Here is a 15,603-nt window from a genome sequence, read left to right as displayed (position 1 = left end):
AAAACGGGCATCCCAATTGGGATGCCCGTTTCTATCAGCCAAGCAGGGCGCGGTGATATACCTTCTTACCCTTCTTCAGGATAACACCCTCTCCGGACAGCTCTTCAGCCGTAAAGGAACGGGTAATGTCCGCTACCTTTACACCGTCGACCTCCACGCCGCCCTGCTCCACCAGGCGGCGGGCCTCTTTCTTGGAGGGCACCAGGCCACACTTGAGCATCAGGTCCAGTACGGCCACAGCGCCGTCGGTCAGGTCATCGGCGGTGAGGGTGGTGGTGGGCATGTTGGCCTTGTCACCGCCCTGGGAGAAGAGGGCACGAGCGGCGTCCTGAGCCTTCACGGCCTCCTCCTCGCTGTGAACCAGCTTGGTCAGCTCATAGGCCAGAATCTCCTTGGCGGTATTGAGCTGAGCGCCTTCCCACTTGTCCATCTCGTCAATCTGCTCCAGAGGCAGGTCGGTGAGCATCCGCAGGCACTTGAGCACATCGGCATCGCCAATGTTGCGCCAGTACTGGTAGAACTCATAGGGGGTGGTCTTCTCCGGATCCAGCCAGACGGCGCCCTTCTGGGTCTTGCCCATCTTCTTGCCCTCAGAGGTGAGCAGCAGGGTAATGGTCATGGCATAGGCGTCCTTACCCAGCTTGCGGCGGATGAGTTCGGTGCCGCCCAACATATTGGACCACTGGTCATCGCCGCCGCACTGCAGGTTGCAGCCGATGGTCTGGAACATGTGGTAGAAGTCATAGGACTGCATAATCATGTAGTTGAACTCCAGGAAGCTGAGACCCTTCTCCATGCGCTGCTTGTAGCACTCAGCCCGCAGCATGTTGTTGACAGAGAAGCAGGCGCCCACCTCACGCAGCAACTCCACATAGTTGAGCTTCATCAGCCAGTCGGCGTTGTTGAGCATCAGAGCCTTGCCCTCGGAGAAATCGATGAACTTACTCATCTGCTTCTTGAAGCACTCACAGTTGTGCTGGATGGTCTCCACGGTCATCATGGAACGCATATCGGTGCGGCCGGAGGGATCGCCCACCATGCCGGTGCCGCCGCCAATGAGGGCGATGGGCCGGTTGCCTGCCTTCTGGAGCCGGCGCATCAGCATCAGCGCCATAAAGTGGCCCACGTGGAGGGAGTCGGCAGTGGGGTCAAATCCAATATAGAAAGTGGCCTTGCCGTTGTTGATGAGCTCCTTGATCTCTTCCTCATCGGTAACCTGGGCCACCAGGCCGCGGGCCTTCAGTTCGTCATAAATGGTCATATCAATTCTCCTTTTTCTTTCATTTCAATTCAATAAAGACGTTTTCCGCAGTAGGGACATTTGGCGTCATCCATCTCATGGAGCTGGCCGCAGTAGGGGCACGGTGTCCGGGCGATGCTGTCCTCCGTTTCTTCTTCCGGAGGCTCAACAGCATAGAACTCCAGCTTTTTGCACTTGCGGCAGCAGTATATATCCACAGTCAGGGCTCCGGATATCAGGTTGTCCAGTCCGCCCAATATCCAACCGTACTTTCCCATTTGCAGGTGTTCCTGACCAATGTGAACCATCTCTCCGCCGCAGCGAATGCATATCTCGCGCTCCATACAACACCTCCTTGAGGCACAGAAAACGCCCCCTGTCCATTGCGGACAGAGGGCGTAGTTATTACGCGGTACCACCTCTGGTTCGCCGCCTCCTCACAGAGACGGCCTCATGGAGTGCCAACACACCCCGGCGCGATAACGGGCGCACCCGACACAGCCCTAATAATGGAACTCCATGTTCAGGCGGCTGCTCCAAGGTGTATTCACAGCATGCTCCCTCCCCCTCTCACCAAACCGGGGGCTCTCTGGGCGGAGCGTTTTGCCGTTACTCTTCCCTGTCATCGCAGTAGCTATATTGGCTTGAATTATAGTATGTCCAAACAATTTTGTCAAGCGGAAAGACCTAGTGCTTTAAGAAAGTCCTTTCAGTCACAACTCAACAAAACTTAGCTTTTGCGGAGTTGCTTATAGCGCAGTGCGCCATCAAGCAGCTCTCCCGCGCTGGCCAGCGCCGCCGGCGTAATCTCCTCGCCGGAGGTCAGACGGGCCAACTCCGCTTTCCGAGCGTCCCGATCCAGTCGGGCCACCTCTGTAAAGGTCCTTCCCTTTCTCTCTCCCTTCTGGACAGAGAAATGCACGTCCGCCATAGCGGCAATCTGCGGCAAATGGGTGACACAAAGCACCTGCTTGTGCCGGGCCACATCAGCCATCTTCTCCGCCACCTTCTGGGCCGCCCTGCCGGAAACTCCGGTATCCACCTCGTCAAAGACAAGGGTGGTTACATCATCATTTTCAGCCAGCACGTTTTTCAGCGCCAGCATAATACGGGCCAGCTCACCGCCGGAGGCTATTTTCTGAATGGGCTTCAGTGCCTCGCCCACATTGGCAGACATGAGGAACTGCACCTCATCCATGCCAGTGCTGTCCAGTCCCTCATCACAGTTTTTGGGACTGAACTCCACCTGAAAACGTACCTTCGGCATATCGAGTTGGGCCAGTTCTTTCTGGATCCTGTCTTGGAGCGCCTGAGCCGCTTCACGCCGCTGCTCGGAAAGCATTCCCGCTTTACGGTGTGCTTCTTTCAAAGCCGCGGCATATTTTTTCTCCAGTCGGACAATCGTATCATCCGCATACTGAATGTCGTCCAGTTCCTTTTTACACCGGTCCAGATAGGCCAGCATTTCCTCCTCAGAGCTACCGTACTTCTTTTTCAGCCGATAGATAATATCCAGCCGGCTCTCCAGTTCATCCAGCTCTCCGGGTTCAAAATCGAAGCTCTCCCGCAGATCCCGCAAAGTCTCCGCTACATCATCGGCAGTACAGCGCAACTCTGTCACCTGCTCTAAAATCCCGGCCGCCGCTGTGCTCATGCCAGCGGCCGGTCCCAAGGCATCCTCCGCTGTGGCCAGAAGAGAAGCTGCGCCATCCTGGTCTTCGTCTCCGGACAGCGCAAAACATGCCCGCTCTACCGCCTCGATGAGCTTGCCCGCATTGCGCAGCAGAGTACGGCGCTCTGTCAGCGCAGCCTCTTCCCCAGCCTTGAGCTGAGCCCGTTCCAACTCAGCAATCTGGTAATTCAGGCTGTCAATCCGTCTAGCCCGCTCCGCCTCATCCATCCGCAGCGCGTCCATCTCCCGCCGGATTGTGGTCAGTGTGCTGTAAGCGCACTGATAATCCTCCAGCACCGCACCTGTACCGCCAAAGGAATCCAAATAGCTCAGGTGGCACCGTTCATCCAGCAGCTGCTGGCCGTCATGCTGACCGTGGATATTCACCAGCTGGCTGCCAAGGGCCTTCAGCTGAGAGACGGTAAGGAGCCGCCCGCCCAGGCGGCAGGTGTTCTTTCCGTCCGGGTGAATCTCCCGGCGGAGTATCAGGCTGCCGTCCTCATCAGGCGCCATCCCATTCTCCTCAAACCAAGCCAGGTTGGGCAGCTGGGTAAAGACCGCCTCCACCAGAGCGGATTTGGCCCCGGTACGGATAAGATCCCGGCTGGTACGCTCTCCAATCACTGCGCCAATGGCGTCAATTACAATGGATTTTCCCGCGCCGGTTTCACCGGTGAGGGCGTTGAAGCCGGCATCAAACCGGATATCCGCCGATTCAATCACCGCAATATTTTCAATATGAAGCAGAGAGAGCACAGCAATCACCGTCCATCCGGCGGAACTTTACTTCAGCATCTTGTGAATTTCGTTGCAGAACTCGGCAGCAGCCTCATTGGTACGCATGATCAGGAGTGCAGTATCATCTCCTGCCAGGCTCCCTACTAGATCCGGAATCTCCATGCCGTCCACTGCCGCACAGGCTGCAGAGGCCAGGCCGGGCATGGTCTTGACCACCACAATGTTCTGCGCCATATCAAAGGACGTTACGCCTTCCTTAAAGATGGTCCGCAGGCGTCCGGCAAAATTGAGAGAGGTCTTCCGCTCAGAAACCACATATTTATAGGTCCCATATCCAGTTAGCTCCTTAATCAGGTGGAGCTCTTTAATATCCCGGGAAATGGTTGCCTGAGTGGAGGTGACACCCCGAAGCCGGAGTTGCTCCAGAAGCTGATCCTGGGTTTCCACGTCCACCTCTTCAATAATGCGGAGAATCTCTTCCTGTCGCTTACTTTTCATGCATCTCACCCGTTTCCAAGTTTCTGATGGAGAATTTCGTAAAAGCTGCGGCCGGTAAGGCACACCAGCCTGGTCTGTGCTTTGGATTTCCGTACCTCAACCACATCTCCGCCGGAGAGCTTATGGGCCTTTCCTCCGTCAACAGAGAGATAAGCCGTCTTTCTGGCCAGCCGTCCCATCCGAATGGCTACCGTCCGCTCACAGCTAAGTACCATAGAGCGGGAATAGAGCACATGGGCGCAGATAGGCGTTACAATCAGATTTTCAGCTGTGGGCTCCACAATCGGTCCGCCGGCAGACATGGAGTAAGCGGTGGATCCGGTAGGGGTACAGACCACAACACCGTCGCCTGAGAAATCAGAGACCAATTTTCTGTCGCCAAACACAGAGAAGTCGATGATACGTGCCACTGCTCCTTTTGTGATGACGGCATCATTCAATGCAATGTCCTCATAAACCTGTTTTCCCTCATGGAACACTTTTACATCCAGCATCATCCGGGACTCGATGCTATATTTTCCAGAGGCCAGCTTGGTCAGCTGCTGCAGCTCACCCTGCTCCAGCTCCGCCATAAAACCGACGCTGCCAAGATTGACGCCCAGAATGGGGACATTATGGGCATTGGCATCCTTTGCAGCGTGAAGAATTGTGCCGTCGCCGCCAAAGCATATCAGCACATCCGCACCGGCCAGTTCCCGCTGCATATCGGAAAAGTGAAGATTCCTGGGCAGTTCAATCCGACTGCTCTTTTCCGGCGTAAACGGGAGGCAGATTGCGGTCTCAACACCGGCTGCTTTCAGAATGCGGTCTGCGGCCTGGGCCGCCCGCAAGCCCTTGTCCCGATATGGATTCGGGCTCAGCACAACTTTCATAAACTCATTCCTTCTCTAAGGCGTTATGAGAGGCCTCCACCAGGGCCTCCAGATCTCCGCTCCATACAGCGTCAGAGGCTCCGGCAGACAAAAAGCCCAGGTATTCTATATTTCCCTCCGGCCCTCGGACAGGAGAAAAGGTCATATCCTTTACAGTGAAGTCAGCCTCTCTGGCATTGATCAGGAACTGCTCCAGCACCTCCAGGTGGACCTTGGGATCACGTACGACACCCTTCTTCCCCACCTTCTCTTTACCCGCCTCAAACTGGGGCTTCACCAGACAGACCACATGGCCATCTTCTTTGAGCAATCCCCGCACAGCGGGCAAAATCAATCTGAGCGAAATGAAGGAGACATCTATGCTGGCAAAGTCCAGCTCATCAGGAATCTGTTCATGGGTGAGATATCTGGCGTTGGTCCGTTCCATGCAGATTACCCGCTCATCACTTCGCAGGCTCCAGGCCAGCTGTCCGTAGCCCACGTCCACGGCATAGACCTTGGACGCGCCATTTTGAAGCATGCAGTCAGTAAATCCGCCGGTAGATGCGCCAATATCGCCGCAAATCGCACCTGAGAGCTGAATAGGAAAGGTCTGCATCGCTTTTTCCAGCTTGAGGCCGCCCCGGCTGACATAGGCCAGGGTCTTGCCCTGCACCTCAATTTCAGCGTTCTCCTCGACCGGTGCGCCTGCCTTCTCCACCTTCTGCCCTGCCACATAGACCTGGCCCGCCATAATAACCGCCTGTGCTTTTTGACGGCTCTCCATCAGCCCCCGTTCACAGAGCAGAACGTCCAACCGTTTTTTAGCCATGCTTACAGACCTCCAGCGCCTTCCGGCAGAGACTTTCACCATCCAACCCACAGAGCTTCCGCAGCTCAGCCACGGATCCATGTGTCACAAAGGAACTGCCCAAATTACAGAGCACGGTATGTGCAGCCGGGGTTCCCGCCAGGGCCAGCTCTGCAGCCAGCCGACGGCCTACACAATTGGCATCCATAACATCCTCTGCCACCAGAAGCCGGGTTGTTTTGGAAATTGAAGATTGAACAAGTGTAACATCAATAGGTGTAATGGTATTCAGCTTTATAACCTCAGCTGATACGCCGCAGGAAGAGAGCGCATCGGCACAGCGAAGCACCTCGTTTATCATGACGCCATATCCCACCAGCGTAATATCTTCTCCCTGCCGGAGCAAAGCAGCGTGTCCAGTACCGGAATCTGCTGTATATTCTCCTTCTCCACCGCGAGGATATCGCAGTGCAACAGGACCGCTAAGCTCCTTTACAGCATAGGCAAGCATTGTCCTCAGCTCAGAAAAGCTGGCCGGGCAGAGAACTGTCATACCGGGAACCGTGTCAAGAAAAGCCACATCAAAAACACCATGGTGGGTTTCACCGTCCTCCCCCACCAGACCGGCCCGGTCTACTGCCAGTATCACATGCAGGCCTTGAATGGCAATATCATGGATCAGCATGTCATAGCTGCGCTGAAGGAAGGTAGAATACACCGCAAAGACCGGCGTCAGTCCCTGCTTGGCCATACCGGCTGCCATTGCAGCCGCATGACCCTCTGCAATTCCCACATCAAAATATCGTGCAGGAAATTTGCCGGCAAATTCCTTCAGGCCGGTTCCGTCCCGCATCGCTGCTGTAATGGCGCAAATTCTCCGGTCAGCCTGTGCCAGTTCACACAGCGTCTCGCCAAAAACGGCAGAAAAATTAGAGCTCCCGCCTGACAGCGGCTCTCCAGTCTGAACACAGAAGCGGCCAACGCCGTGAAACTGATCCGGATTACGCTCAGCAGGCGTATAGCCTTTTCCCTTCACAGTCCTTACATGGAGTAAAACTGGGCCTTCGATATCCTTGGCGTACCGGAGGAGGCGGGTCAATCCTTTTACATCATGGCCATCCACGGGGCCAAGATATGTGAAGCCCATATCCTCAAAAAAGGAACAGGGCAGCAGGGTCTCTTTCACTGCCTTCTTCACTCTGTGTGTAATCCGATAGAGCGTCTTGCCGCCAGGCACTGTGCTGGTTATCTTCCGATAGCCTTTTTTGAAGCGGAGATACTGAGGCTTCAGTCTCTGTCTGGCCAGATGCTCCGCAATTCCACCCACATTTTTCGTGATGGACATTCCGTTGTCATTGAGAATGACTATCATCCGTTCTCCGCTGTTGCCGGCGTCAGAAAGCCCCTCATAGGCCAGTCCACCTGTCAGGGCACCGTCTCCGATGAGCGTGATGACGCAGTAGTCCTCCCCCATCAGGGTCCGTCCCCTGGCCATACCAGTGGCTACGGAGACAGAATTGGATGCATGACCGGCAATAAATGCGTCACATACACTCTCCGAAGGCTTTGGAAAACCCGCAATACCACTGAAGGTTCGAAGGCTGGGCATCTCATCTGCCCTGCCCGTCAAAATCTTGTGGGTATAACACTGATGTCCTACGTCAAAGACCAGCCTATCCCGGGTAAAGTCAAATACCCGATGAAGCGCCACGGTAATCTCCACAGCACCCAGATTGGAGGCCAGGTGCCCACCTGTTTTGGATACCGAGTCAATAATGCTGGCACGAAGCCGGGTGCAAAGCGCCTCAGCTTCACAGTCCGTTATATGCTTTATATCCGGAATATCCGCCTGCTGAATCATAAGCACCTCGTATGAATGACTTATCGAATGAGAAAGGTCCCCAGCAGTCCAATGGCTACGCCCAGAAGCGCCCCCATAATGACCTGCATGGGTGTGTGCCCCAGGAGCTCTTTCAGTTCCTTGCCAAAAAGCTCCGGCTTCATCTCGCTCCAGTGGTCCATCATATAGTTGAGGATTTTTGCCTGCTCTCCTGCAGCTTTCCGCACATTGGCGGCATCGTACATGACTACAATGGCAATGACCGCCGCAATGGCAAAGAGCGGAGAGGAGAAGCCGTACAGCATGCCGGTGGACGCAGCACAGGCACAGACAAAGGCGGAGTGTGAGCTGGGCATCCCGCCACTCCCCCAAATCCGGCGCCAGTCAAGCCGCCGCTTGGTCAGAAGCTGGATGACCACCTTCAACACCTGTGCTACAGCCCAGGAAAGGGCAGCCAGAATCAGAATTAAATTGCCCAGATGGTAATTGGCGGCATTCAGTTCCATATATGGTCACTTCTCCCGTTTTACCAGTTTATCTGCCAGCCAGCACAGGAATCCGGCGTCCTTAAATGTGCTGCGAAGGGCTTCTTTGGCCGCTTCCGTCTTTTCGCTTACCAGCTTTTCACAGGCCTCCATACCCTTAAGGCTGACAAAGGTCACTTTCTCGTTGGCGGCATCGGAGCCAATGGGCTTACCCAGCTTAGCCTCGTCGCCTTCTACGTCCAGCATGTCATCGCGGATTTGGAACGCAAGGCCCAGCAGCTTGGCATATCGCCGCACCGCGGCAAGCTCCTGTTCTCCGCCGCCGGCCACAATACAGCCTATTTCCGCTGCCGCAGAGATGAGCTCACCGGTTTTCAGCCGCTGCAGCTCCTCCACCTCAGACAGCGAGAGAGAATGTCCCTCACCTGCCATATCCAGCGCCTGTCCGCCCACCATACCCCGGGCTCCTGCCGCACGGCCAAGGCAGGCAGAGGCGGCCAATGCCCGCTCTGCGCTTAAAGCTGTTCCGTGCTCGGCAATCGTCTCAAACGCAGCGGTCAGCAGCGCGTCCCCAGCCAGGACAGCAGTAGCCTCACCGTAGACCTTATGGTTGGTGGGACGGCCCCGGCGTAAATCGTCATCGTCCATGCAGGGCAAATCGTCGTGAATCAGGGAATAAGTATGGATCATCTCCACCGCGCACGCAAACGGAAGGGCTGTGGTCACGTCTCCACCGCACATACGGCAGGTCTCCAGCGCCAGCACGGGCCGGATGCGCTTTCCGCCGGCCAACAGGCTGTACAGCATGGCATCATATAGATCGGCACGGGAATCCCGCCCGGCAAAACAGTGCTGAAGATAGTCCTCTACCAGGGCGCAGTCTGCGCGAAGCACTTCATCATACATCATCCCGGAAACTCCTTTGTTCTGCAAAACTTCGGCGTGAACCTGCAAAGCAGGCCGTCCCGTGCCGGAAAGGCCGCATAGGGGCGCGCCACACACTGCGCCCCCTGCTGGTCAAAACTATCACACGCTCTGGTCCATTGGCTGCTCTACTGGCGTCCCATCCGGGGCGGCGGTCAGCTTGATAACCTTCTGCTCCGCCTTGTCCAGCATAGTGGAGCACTTCTTCATCAGGCTTGTCCCCTCCTCAAAGAGAGCCAGGGCATCCTCCAGCGGCGCGTCTCCCCGCTCCAGCCGGGAGACAATCTCCTCCAGACGGGCCATTGCCTGTTCAAAGGTCAGCTTTTTCTCTGCCATCTGTCAATCAATGCTCCTTTACAATACAAGGAATCTCTCCATCTGCCACTCTCAGGCGCAGAGAATCACCTGCTGCCACTTCCTCCTTGGAGCGCACCACAGTGCCGTCCTCCCGCTGTGGAATGGCGTAGCCTCTGGCCAGCACCTTCAGGGGGCTCATGGCGTCCAGAGACGCTGCCAGCCGGGCAAAGCGCTGCCGCTCCCGGCTCAGCGCACCTGAAAGTCCGTGGGCCAGACGGGTGCGCTGGTAATCCAGCAGTACCCTGCGGTCCTCAACATAGTTCATCGGATTCTGTAAAGCCCGGCTGCCTGACAGCTGTTCCAATTTGGAGGATAGCTCACCCAAACGTCTGGTCATAGCCTGCTCCATCCGTGCCGACAGCTGCTTTAATTGGCCTGCCACATCATTTTGATCCGGGACAGCCAGCTCCGCTGCGTTTGAGGGTGTTGCAGCGCGCAAATCCGCTACAAAATCGGCGATGGTCACATCCGGCTCGTGGCCGACCGCAGAGATCACGGGAATTCTGGACACATAAATAGCCCGGGCCACAACCTCCTCGTTGAAGGCCCACAGGTCCTCCATGGAACCGCCGCCCCGGCCGGTGATGATGAGGTCGGCCCACCCAAGGCGGTTGACCCACCCCAGCGCCGCAGCAATTTCACCGGGGGCCTCTGCCCCCTGAACCCGTACAGGCACCACAGCCACCTCTGCCATAGGCCACCGCGCGCCCAGAATCCGCAGCATATCCCGTACTGCCGCGCCGGCGGCCGAAGTCACCAGGGCAATCCGCCGTGGAAAACGGGGAATGGGCTTTTTGTGGGCCGGGTCAAACAGCCCTTCGGCATACAGCTTGGCTTTGAGCTGCTCGAAGGCCATATAGAGGTCACCCACACCGTCAGGTGTCAGGGCGCTGACATAGAGCTGATACTGCCCGTCCCGTGGAAACACCGTCACCCGACCGAAGGCCACCACCTTCATGCCGTTCTCCGGGCGGAAGCGCAGGGCGGAGGCCTCTCTGCGGAACATGACACAGCGGATAGCTCCTCCCTCGTCCTTCATAGAGAAATAATGGTGTCCGGAAGGATACATCTTATAGTTGGAGATCTCGCCCCGGATATAGATGCCGGAGAGGGTCCTATCGCCATCCAGCACGTCCTTGATGTACTGATTGACCTGCGTGACGGAATAGACTGTGTCATTCCTCATGGCTGTGCTCCTTCGCCTTCAGGCTCCGCCAAACCAAAATGGCCACACCCATAGCGTTATCCGTAGAGAATCTGGGCTCGGCAAAGACCGCTCCCTTCAGCTTCTCACGCAGCAGGCTGTTGGAGGCCACGCCGCCGGAGCAAAGCACACTCAGGCCAGGATGCTCCCCCAGTGCAGCCGCTGTGGCCCTGGCGACCGCATCGGCAATGGTGTTCAGCGCAAAACGGGCGATGTCAGCAGGGGCTTCCCCCCGCTCTGCCATAGCCTTCACCTGGTTTTCTACACCGGAGAGAGAGAAGGAACAGCCGTTGAGCTTTACCTTAAACCGCTTTTCGCTCTGAGATTCCCGTGCCAGAGCGTCCAGCGCCTTTCCGGCAGGAAAATCCAGCCCCAGCAGCTTTCCGGTCCGGTCAATGAGCTGACCGGCAGAGATGTCGCTGGTACCGCCGATGGCCTGTGCACGGACATTGACGCCCTCCGGCTCCACATACAGCAGCTCCGTGGTGCCGCCGGAGAGGTGCCATGCCAGAATAGGCTCATCCAGCAGATCCAGCCGGCCAGCGGACCAGGCGGCAGCAGCAATGTGTCCCTGCTGGTGGGACACCGGGAAAAAGGGCACATTCAAAGCAGCGGACAGCGCTCTCCCCTGCCCCTCTCCTGCCAGGAAGCAGGGCATATAGGAGCCGTCCACCGCACGGGGGCGGGTGCTGGCACCCACGGCAGCCAGTTCACAGAGCAAATTCCTTTCGTGGAGCTGCTCAAAAAGGCTGGGCAGCCGCTTCACGTGCTGGAAGAGAGCGTCGCTCTGGCGCAGGCCCAGGGTACCGGAAGGCACATCCAGCAGGTGCCCGATATTCTCCCCTGTGGTTCCGTCAAACACGGCCACAGAGGTGGTGTAATTGCTGGTGTCCAAGCCCAGACAGCGCAGTCCTGTCATGCCTTGGGGGCCTCCGCATCCTCACCGGCGGCAGGCTCGGCATCGAAAATATCCTCTGCCTGGAAGTCGGACGTTCGCTCCGGAATGGATTCCTTGCGGACAAAGGAGCCCAGAATGCCGTTGATAAAGGAGACAACCTCGGGCGTCTCATATCCTTTGGCAATCTCCAGGGCCTCATTGATGGCAGCGGCATTGGGCACGTCCTGCATATAGAGAATCTCATACATGGCCACCCGCATTATGGCTACCGCCACCCGGGGAATCCGGGAGAAGGTCCAGCCGATGGCGTAGCGGGAGATATAGTCGTCCAGCTCGGGGCAGTGGAGATACACGCCCCGCACCAGCTCACTTATGTACTCCCGCTGTTTGGCGTTGGGATATTCGGCGTAAAGAGGCTCCTCTTCCCCGATGAGCGCAAAAGTAGCGCGCGTCAGGGCCGTATCCAGGAGCTCATCTGCGGTCTGGTTGGTAAAGCTGAGCTCAAAGGTGAGGTGCACGGCAATTTCTCTGGCGTTGGTCCTGGTCATGTTTCTTCCTCCGTCATGGGCCGTTCTGCCGGCCCCTCTATTTCTCTCGTGAATGGATAGTCCAATGAATATAACCCTATTATATACAAAGTCCGACCAAAGATAAACCCCCAGTTTTGCGCCTGTACGCAAAAAAGCATTGAGCGCGGGGGCCGCGCCCAATGCTCTTTTATGGCAGGTGTTACTGGGGCCGCTTGGCGTCCCGGTCAAAGGTGATGCCGGAGACATTCACATTGACGCACGCGGGCGTCAAACCGCTGGTATTCTCAAGGCTGGAGAACACGGCATCCTGCACCTTGGCGGCCACCTCGGGGATGGTGTAGCCGTACTTCACCAGGATGCCCACATCCACAGTCAGGCTGCCGTCCTCATTGCTGGAAACGCGGACACCCTTGGCCAGGTTCTTCTTGCCGCCCAGCATCTCCACCAGATCGTTGCCCAGATTGGCGGCCAGGCTGCCGACACCCTCTACCTCCAGCGCGGCGGCGGCGGCAATAACCGCCATAACATCCTCGGATATATGGATATTTCCCATCTCATCGGGGCGGGAAACATACTCTCTGCCTTCGCCCATAAAGGTCACACTCCTTATGTCGTACAGTATAGGGTCCGATATCTTTAAGCATTGTACCACAAACCGGGGAAAATAACAAACATATTTTTATCCATGCTCTGAAAACCTTTCTGCCGGATCGCAGGCAGGCGGCCAGCCTGCGGTTTTCCTTCCCCGCAGACCGGCCGCCCGGCTGTTCCGGTCCTATTCCTCTGTGGCCTCGATGATTTTAATCTGGCTGGCCTCCATGCCGGTCTCGTCGGTAACGATCTCGGTGATTCTGGCCACATCCGCATCCGTGAGACCGGCGCCGTTGTTGGACACCACCACGGATACGCTGTTATCCCCGATAAAGGCCACACAGTCGGCATAGCCCTTGGCGGTGACCAGATTTTCAATCTGGGCCTCACTGACAGTGACGCTGGCCATAGTCTGAATGGAGGCGTTGGCTTCGTCCTTCATGGTCTGGTCGGCATTCTCATCCCCTGCGGCCTCCTGGAGCAGCGAGAGAGCGCTGTCCCTGGCCTGCTGCCGGTTGAGCCGTGCGGAGTCAAAGTAGTTGCTGCTGGACTCTGATGTACTGCCCTCTGTCTGCTGGGCAGAGGTCTCGCCGCTCTCCCCGGCGCTGGGCGAGGGCGAAGGCGAGGCGGAAGCCGTGCTGCCTGTCAGGAGAGGATCGCTGGTCTGTCCGCCCACCAGCGCTGCCTCCCCCAGCGTCTTTCCGGCGTCCGTACTGTTGTCCTTGTGGTAGGACCAGTTGAGGTAGACCGCCACACACACAAAGAGGACGATGGCCGCCACCACCGCGTTTCGTTTCCAGAGCTTCATACTGAACCAATCCTTTCACTGTTTATCATCATTTTGATTTGCATATGGATATTTTATCGGCCCCCAGCCCGGTAAGGGCGGACACCGCGTCCACCAGCTTGAGGCAGACCGCCGGGTCACCGCCCCCCGGGCAGACCACCAGCGCGCCCTGGTACTGCGGACAGACCTGCTGAAGCACCACGGTATCCTCCGTACCCGATCCGGTGGACACTACCACCGTGCTGGTGGTACTCTCCTCCCCGGACCGGGTGGAATCCTGAGCCAGAACCTGCCGGGCGCTGCTTTTCACCGTGAGAACCACTGTCACCTCCCCCGCTCCGTCCACCTTGGAGAGGGCCTGTTCCAGCTTCTGCTCCATCTCCTCCACCTGGAAAACCTCTCCGCCGCTCTCGTTTTGACTCTCTGTACCGCCCGATGCGGGACTGTCCTCCCCGCCCACTGGCAGAAGAAGCAGTACAATGCCGGCCGCAATCACCAGAAGCACATACTTATATTTTTGGAAGAGCTCCGCCGTCTTTTGGGTCAGCCTCTCCCAATGAAATGTCCCTTTCATTCCACATCCTCCACGTAGTACTGCCGCTCTGCCGGGATGGCCAAATCTGCCGCAATCACCCGGGTGAGCGCGGCCTGCTCTCCCTGGGTCAGATCGCCTGTAATCTCAACCCCGTCGGGCACCGGATAGTCCCCTGACTCCGTCCAGGCGGTCACCCGGACCTGGCAGACAACCCCCAGCTCCTCCGCCTTGTCCAAAATATATGCGCTGGTCTCGTCGGCTATGATATCTTTCATCAATCTGCCGTTCTCCTCCTCCAGTGTGTCCACTGTCCCCATAGCCTCCACCCGGTATTCGGTCAGAATCCCGGCAAATGTTCGGCTGTCCACCCGGAGCACAGGCTGAATCATGGCCAGTACCAGCACAAGAGAGCCGGTGAGGCGGCCGATCTTCTGCACAGTCCCATTGGGAGACAGGCCATCCGCCAGAGCTACAATGATGGCGCCGCAGGTGATACCCACCAGCCACTCCCTGATTAGTTCTATCATACTGTCACCACCGAAATTGCCGAAACAATGGATACCAACATCAAAAGCGCACAGGCACCCGTCATGCCCAGCACCAGCCCAAAGGCGCCGCCGATGCTGTCAATCAGGCCCGTGACCCGTCCGGCCGACACGGTGCCTGTCAGCGCGGCGGTCAGCTTGTAGGCCAGGTAGTGGATGCCCAGCTGGAGAAAGGGCACCAGGCAGATTCCCAGCACAGTGAGCATGCCGAATACCCCCACCGTATTTCGCAGCACTGAGGCTCCCACCAGAACGGTTTCTGCCGCATCGGAGAGAATACCGCCCACCACAGGGACCACGCTGGACACCGCAAACTTGGCCGCCTTCACCGTAGCCGCGTCGGCCGTACCGGCGATGGCGCCGGAGACCGTCAGATACCCCACAAAGATGATAAGTACCGACGTGAGTACCGTAGTTACCACCCATTTGAGCACGCCGCCGATGCGTTTGAGTCCCTCGTTGCCCAGAGCTGCATAGGCAGTGGCAGCGGCAATGTAGGCATAGACCAATGGAATGAGCAGCCGGGTAATCAGTGACATCAGCACGTCGGAAAAGAGCACGGTGGCCAACTGGCGGGCCGCGGCGCCGCTGGGTGCACCGCTGGCAGCGGCCGCGGCGGTGATGGTGGGCAGAAGCACCTTGGAAAACATGTTCATGTTGTCCAGGGCCTCCCGTCCCAGCCCGATAAGGGTATTCACGTCAGCCACCGCCAGGGCTGCAACAGCCAGTGCCCCGGTAACTGACACTACGTCAATCCCGCCGCCCAGCTGACCTGCCGCCTTCATTCCATCGGCCAGGGCGCAGAACAGCACCACCGCAAGCAGCAGCACACCGCTGCGCACCGCCTTGCGCACCACACCGAACACCTCGTCGCTTCCGGTATCCAAAATGGACTGGAGCCCTTCCTCCAGTCCGGTGTCCGGCGTGATAGCCTGTCCACCGCCATATTCTTCCGCCGCCTGCTCCAGACCGTGGAGATCCAGCGCCTCCGACTGTGCAGAAAGCACCTCATCCTTTGTCTCCACCGCCCGGGCTCCGTAGCAGAGCAGCATCAGCACAACCAGGACCGCAGCGCATATCCTGTATTTTTTCATATG

General features: G+C 57.5%; 18 protein-coding genes and 1 other annotated feature. All 18 genes read right to left on the bottom strand.

Annotated features, from left to right (window positions below; translation table 11 throughout):
* Positions 1 to 34 precede the first annotated feature (34 nt).
* The 18 genes from tyrS to ACOX7T_RS00460 all read right to left on the bottom strand — a co-directional run bounded on the left by tyrS (position 35) and on the right by ACOX7T_RS00460 (position 15,600).
* On the bottom strand, positions 35 to 1,261 hold the full coding sequence (gene tyrS / locus ACOX7T_RS00545; RefSeq protein WP_433438833.1) for a tyrosine--tRNA ligase: 1,227 nt from the start codon (positions 1,259 to 1,261) through the stop codon (positions 35 to 37).
* A 29-nt stretch (positions 1,262 to 1,290) separates the two neighbouring features.
* Complete coding sequence (locus ACOX7T_RS00540) at positions 1,291 to 1,584, bottom strand: zinc ribbon domain-containing protein (protein WP_433438831.1); 294 nt, start codon at positions 1,582 to 1,584, stop codon at positions 1,291 to 1,293.
* A gap of 45 nt (positions 1,585 to 1,629) precedes the next feature.
* Positions 1,630 to 1,875: a binding site (T-box leader), on the bottom strand.
* A 95-nt stretch (positions 1,876 to 1,970) separates the two neighbouring features.
* Positions 1,971 to 3,668 (bottom strand): DNA repair protein RecN, encoded by a 1,698-nt coding sequence (gene recN, locus ACOX7T_RS00535; protein WP_433438829.1) that lies wholly within the window; start codon positions 3,666 to 3,668, stop codon positions 1,971 to 1,973.
* 27 nt (positions 3,669 to 3,695) lie between these two features.
* Complete coding sequence (locus ACOX7T_RS00530) at positions 3,696 to 4,148, bottom strand: arginine repressor (RefSeq protein ID WP_006572560.1); 453 nt, start codon at positions 4,146 to 4,148, stop codon at positions 3,696 to 3,698.
* A gap of 5 nt (positions 4,149 to 4,153) precedes the next feature.
* Positions 4,154 to 5,020: an NAD(+)/NADH kinase gene (locus ACOX7T_RS00525; protein WP_433438827.1), complete on the bottom strand. Its 867-nt coding sequence runs from the start codon at positions 5,018 to 5,020 to the stop codon at positions 4,154 to 4,156.
* 4 nt (positions 5,021 to 5,024) lie between these two features.
* Entirely contained in the window at positions 5,025 to 5,831 is an 807-nt protein-coding gene (locus ACOX7T_RS00520; RefSeq protein WP_433438825.1) for a TlyA family RNA methyltransferase, read from the bottom strand.
* On the bottom strand, positions 5,824 to 7,671 hold the full coding sequence (gene dxs / locus ACOX7T_RS00515; protein ID WP_433438823.1) for a 1-deoxy-D-xylulose-5-phosphate synthase: 1,848 nt from the start codon (positions 7,669 to 7,671) through the stop codon (positions 5,824 to 5,826). Before dxs ends, ACOX7T_RS00520 begins: the two co-directional genes overlap by 8 nt.
* A gap of 20 nt (positions 7,672 to 7,691) precedes the next feature.
* Positions 7,692 to 8,156, bottom strand: coding sequence for a divergent PAP2 family protein (locus ACOX7T_RS00510; RefSeq protein WP_433438821.1), 465 nt, complete (start codon positions 8,154 to 8,156; stop codon positions 7,692 to 7,694).
* Between the two features lie 6 nt (positions 8,157 to 8,162).
* Positions 8,163 to 9,044, bottom strand: a complete 882-nt coding sequence (locus tag ACOX7T_RS00505) for a polyprenyl synthetase family protein (protein ID WP_433438819.1) — start codon at positions 9,042 to 9,044, stop codon at positions 8,163 to 8,165.
* Between the two features lie 117 nt (positions 9,045 to 9,161).
* Entirely contained in the window at positions 9,162 to 9,395 is a 234-nt protein-coding gene (xseB, locus tag ACOX7T_RS00500) for an exodeoxyribonuclease VII small subunit (protein ID WP_433438817.1), read from the bottom strand.
* 7 nt (positions 9,396 to 9,402) lie between these two features.
* On the bottom strand, positions 9,403 to 10,602 hold the full coding sequence (gene xseA, locus ACOX7T_RS00495; RefSeq protein WP_433438815.1) for an exodeoxyribonuclease VII large subunit: 1,200 nt from the start codon (positions 10,600 to 10,602) through the stop codon (positions 9,403 to 9,405).
* A complete protein-coding gene (locus tag ACOX7T_RS00490) occupies positions 10,592 to 11,539 on the bottom strand; it encodes a Kae1-like domain-containing protein (protein ID WP_433438813.1) in 948 nt (315 codons plus the stop codon). Before ACOX7T_RS00490 ends, xseA begins: the two co-directional genes overlap by 11 nt.
* Positions 11,536 to 12,066: a transcription antitermination factor NusB gene (gene nusB / locus ACOX7T_RS00485; RefSeq protein ID WP_433438811.1), complete on the bottom strand. Its 531-nt coding sequence runs from the start codon at positions 12,064 to 12,066 to the stop codon at positions 11,536 to 11,538. The genes ACOX7T_RS00490 and nusB overlap by 4 nt, the downstream gene beginning before the upstream one ends.
* Before the next feature lie 181 nt (positions 12,067 to 12,247).
* Complete coding sequence (locus ACOX7T_RS00480; RefSeq protein WP_006572570.1) at positions 12,248 to 12,640, bottom strand: Asp23/Gls24 family envelope stress response protein; 393 nt, start codon at positions 12,638 to 12,640, stop codon at positions 12,248 to 12,250.
* 183 nt (positions 12,641 to 12,823) lie between these two features.
* Positions 12,824 to 13,447, bottom strand: coding sequence for a SpoIIIAH-like family protein (locus ACOX7T_RS00475; protein ID WP_433438809.1), 624 nt, complete (start codon positions 13,445 to 13,447; stop codon positions 12,824 to 12,826).
* A 28-nt stretch (positions 13,448 to 13,475) separates the two neighbouring features.
* Positions 13,476 to 14,000 carry a stage III sporulation protein AG gene (locus ACOX7T_RS00470; RefSeq protein WP_433438807.1) on the bottom strand — a complete coding sequence of 175 codons (525 nt, stop codon included), beginning with the start codon at positions 13,998 to 14,000 and terminating at the stop codon, positions 13,476 to 13,478.
* Complete coding sequence (locus tag ACOX7T_RS00465) at positions 13,997 to 14,488, bottom strand: stage III sporulation protein AF (RefSeq protein ID WP_433438806.1); 492 nt, start codon at positions 14,486 to 14,488, stop codon at positions 13,997 to 13,999. Before ACOX7T_RS00465 ends, ACOX7T_RS00470 begins: the two co-directional genes overlap by 4 nt.
* Complete coding sequence (locus tag ACOX7T_RS00460; RefSeq protein WP_433438804.1) at positions 14,485 to 15,600, bottom strand: stage III sporulation protein AE; 1,116 nt, start codon at positions 15,598 to 15,600, stop codon at positions 14,485 to 14,487. Before ACOX7T_RS00460 ends, ACOX7T_RS00465 begins: the two co-directional genes overlap by 4 nt.
* Between the last annotated feature and the right edge of the window lie 3 nt (positions 15,601 to 15,603).

The sequence above is a fragment of the Pseudoflavonifractor sp. genome, from assembly GCF_050943825.1.
GTDB lineage: Bacteria > Bacillota > Clostridia > Oscillospirales > Oscillospiraceae > Pseudoflavonifractor.
Note: the sequence above shows the minus strand (reverse complement) of the source record. Positions and strands in the feature narration are given on the sequence as shown.

Excerpts from the sequence above, each read along its gene's own strand:
- ACOX7T_RS00470 (WP_433438807.1), bottom strand. The coding sequence starts at position 14,000 with ATGAAAGGGACATTTCATTGGGAGAGGCTGACCCAAAAGACGGCGGAG.
- ACOX7T_RS00465 (WP_433438806.1), bottom strand. The coding sequence starts at position 14,488 with ATGATAGAACTAATCAGGGAGTGGCTGGTGGGTATCACCTGCGGCGCC.
- ACOX7T_RS00520 (WP_433438825.1), bottom strand. The coding sequence starts at position 5,831 with ATGGCTAAAAAACGGTTGGACGTTCTGCTCTGTGAACGGGGGCTGATG.
- dxs (WP_433438823.1), bottom strand. The coding sequence starts at position 7,671 with ATGATTCAGCAGGCGGATATTCCGGATATAAAGCATATAACGGACTGT.
- ACOX7T_RS00510 (WP_433438821.1), bottom strand. The coding sequence starts at position 8,156 with ATGGAACTGAATGCCGCCAATTACCATCTGGGCAATTTAATTCTGATT.
- tyrS (WP_433438833.1), bottom strand. The coding sequence starts at position 1,261 with ATGACCATTTATGACGAACTGAAGGCCCGCGGCCTGGTGGCCCAGGTT.
- ACOX7T_RS00525 (WP_433438827.1), bottom strand. The coding sequence starts at position 5,020 with ATGAAAGTTGTGCTGAGCCCGAATCCATATCGGGACAAGGGCTTGCGG.
- ACOX7T_RS00540 (WP_433438831.1), bottom strand. The coding sequence starts at position 1,584 with ATGGAGCGCGAGATATGCATTCGCTGCGGCGGAGAGATGGTTCACATT.
- ACOX7T_RS00475 (WP_433438809.1), bottom strand. The coding sequence starts at position 13,447 with ATGAAGCTCTGGAAACGAAACGCGGTGGTGGCGGCCATCGTCCTCTTT.
- xseB (WP_433438817.1), bottom strand. The coding sequence starts at position 9,395 with ATGGCAGAGAAAAAGCTGACCTTTGAACAGGCAATGGCCCGTCTGGAG.
- ACOX7T_RS00460 (WP_433438804.1), bottom strand. The coding sequence starts at position 15,600 with ATGAAAAAATACAGGATATGCGCTGCGGTCCTGGTTGTGCTGATGCTG.
- nusB (WP_433438811.1), bottom strand. The coding sequence starts at position 12,066 with ATGACCAGGACCAACGCCAGAGAAATTGCCGTGCACCTCACCTTTGAG.
- ACOX7T_RS00530 (WP_006572560.1), bottom strand. The coding sequence starts at position 4,148 with ATGAAAAGTAAGCGACAGGAAGAGATTCTCCGCATTATTGAAGAGGTG.
- ACOX7T_RS00490 (WP_433438813.1), bottom strand. The coding sequence starts at position 11,539 with ATGACAGGACTGCGCTGTCTGGGCTTGGACACCAGCAATTACACCACC.
- ACOX7T_RS00480 (WP_006572570.1), bottom strand. The coding sequence starts at position 12,640 with ATGGGCGAAGGCAGAGAGTATGTTTCCCGCCCCGATGAGATGGGAAAT.
- ACOX7T_RS00505 (WP_433438819.1), bottom strand. The coding sequence starts at position 9,044 with ATGATGTATGATGAAGTGCTTCGCGCAGACTGCGCCCTGGTAGAGGAC.
- xseA (WP_433438815.1), bottom strand. The coding sequence starts at position 10,602 with ATGAGGAATGACACAGTCTATTCCGTCACGCAGGTCAATCAGTACATC.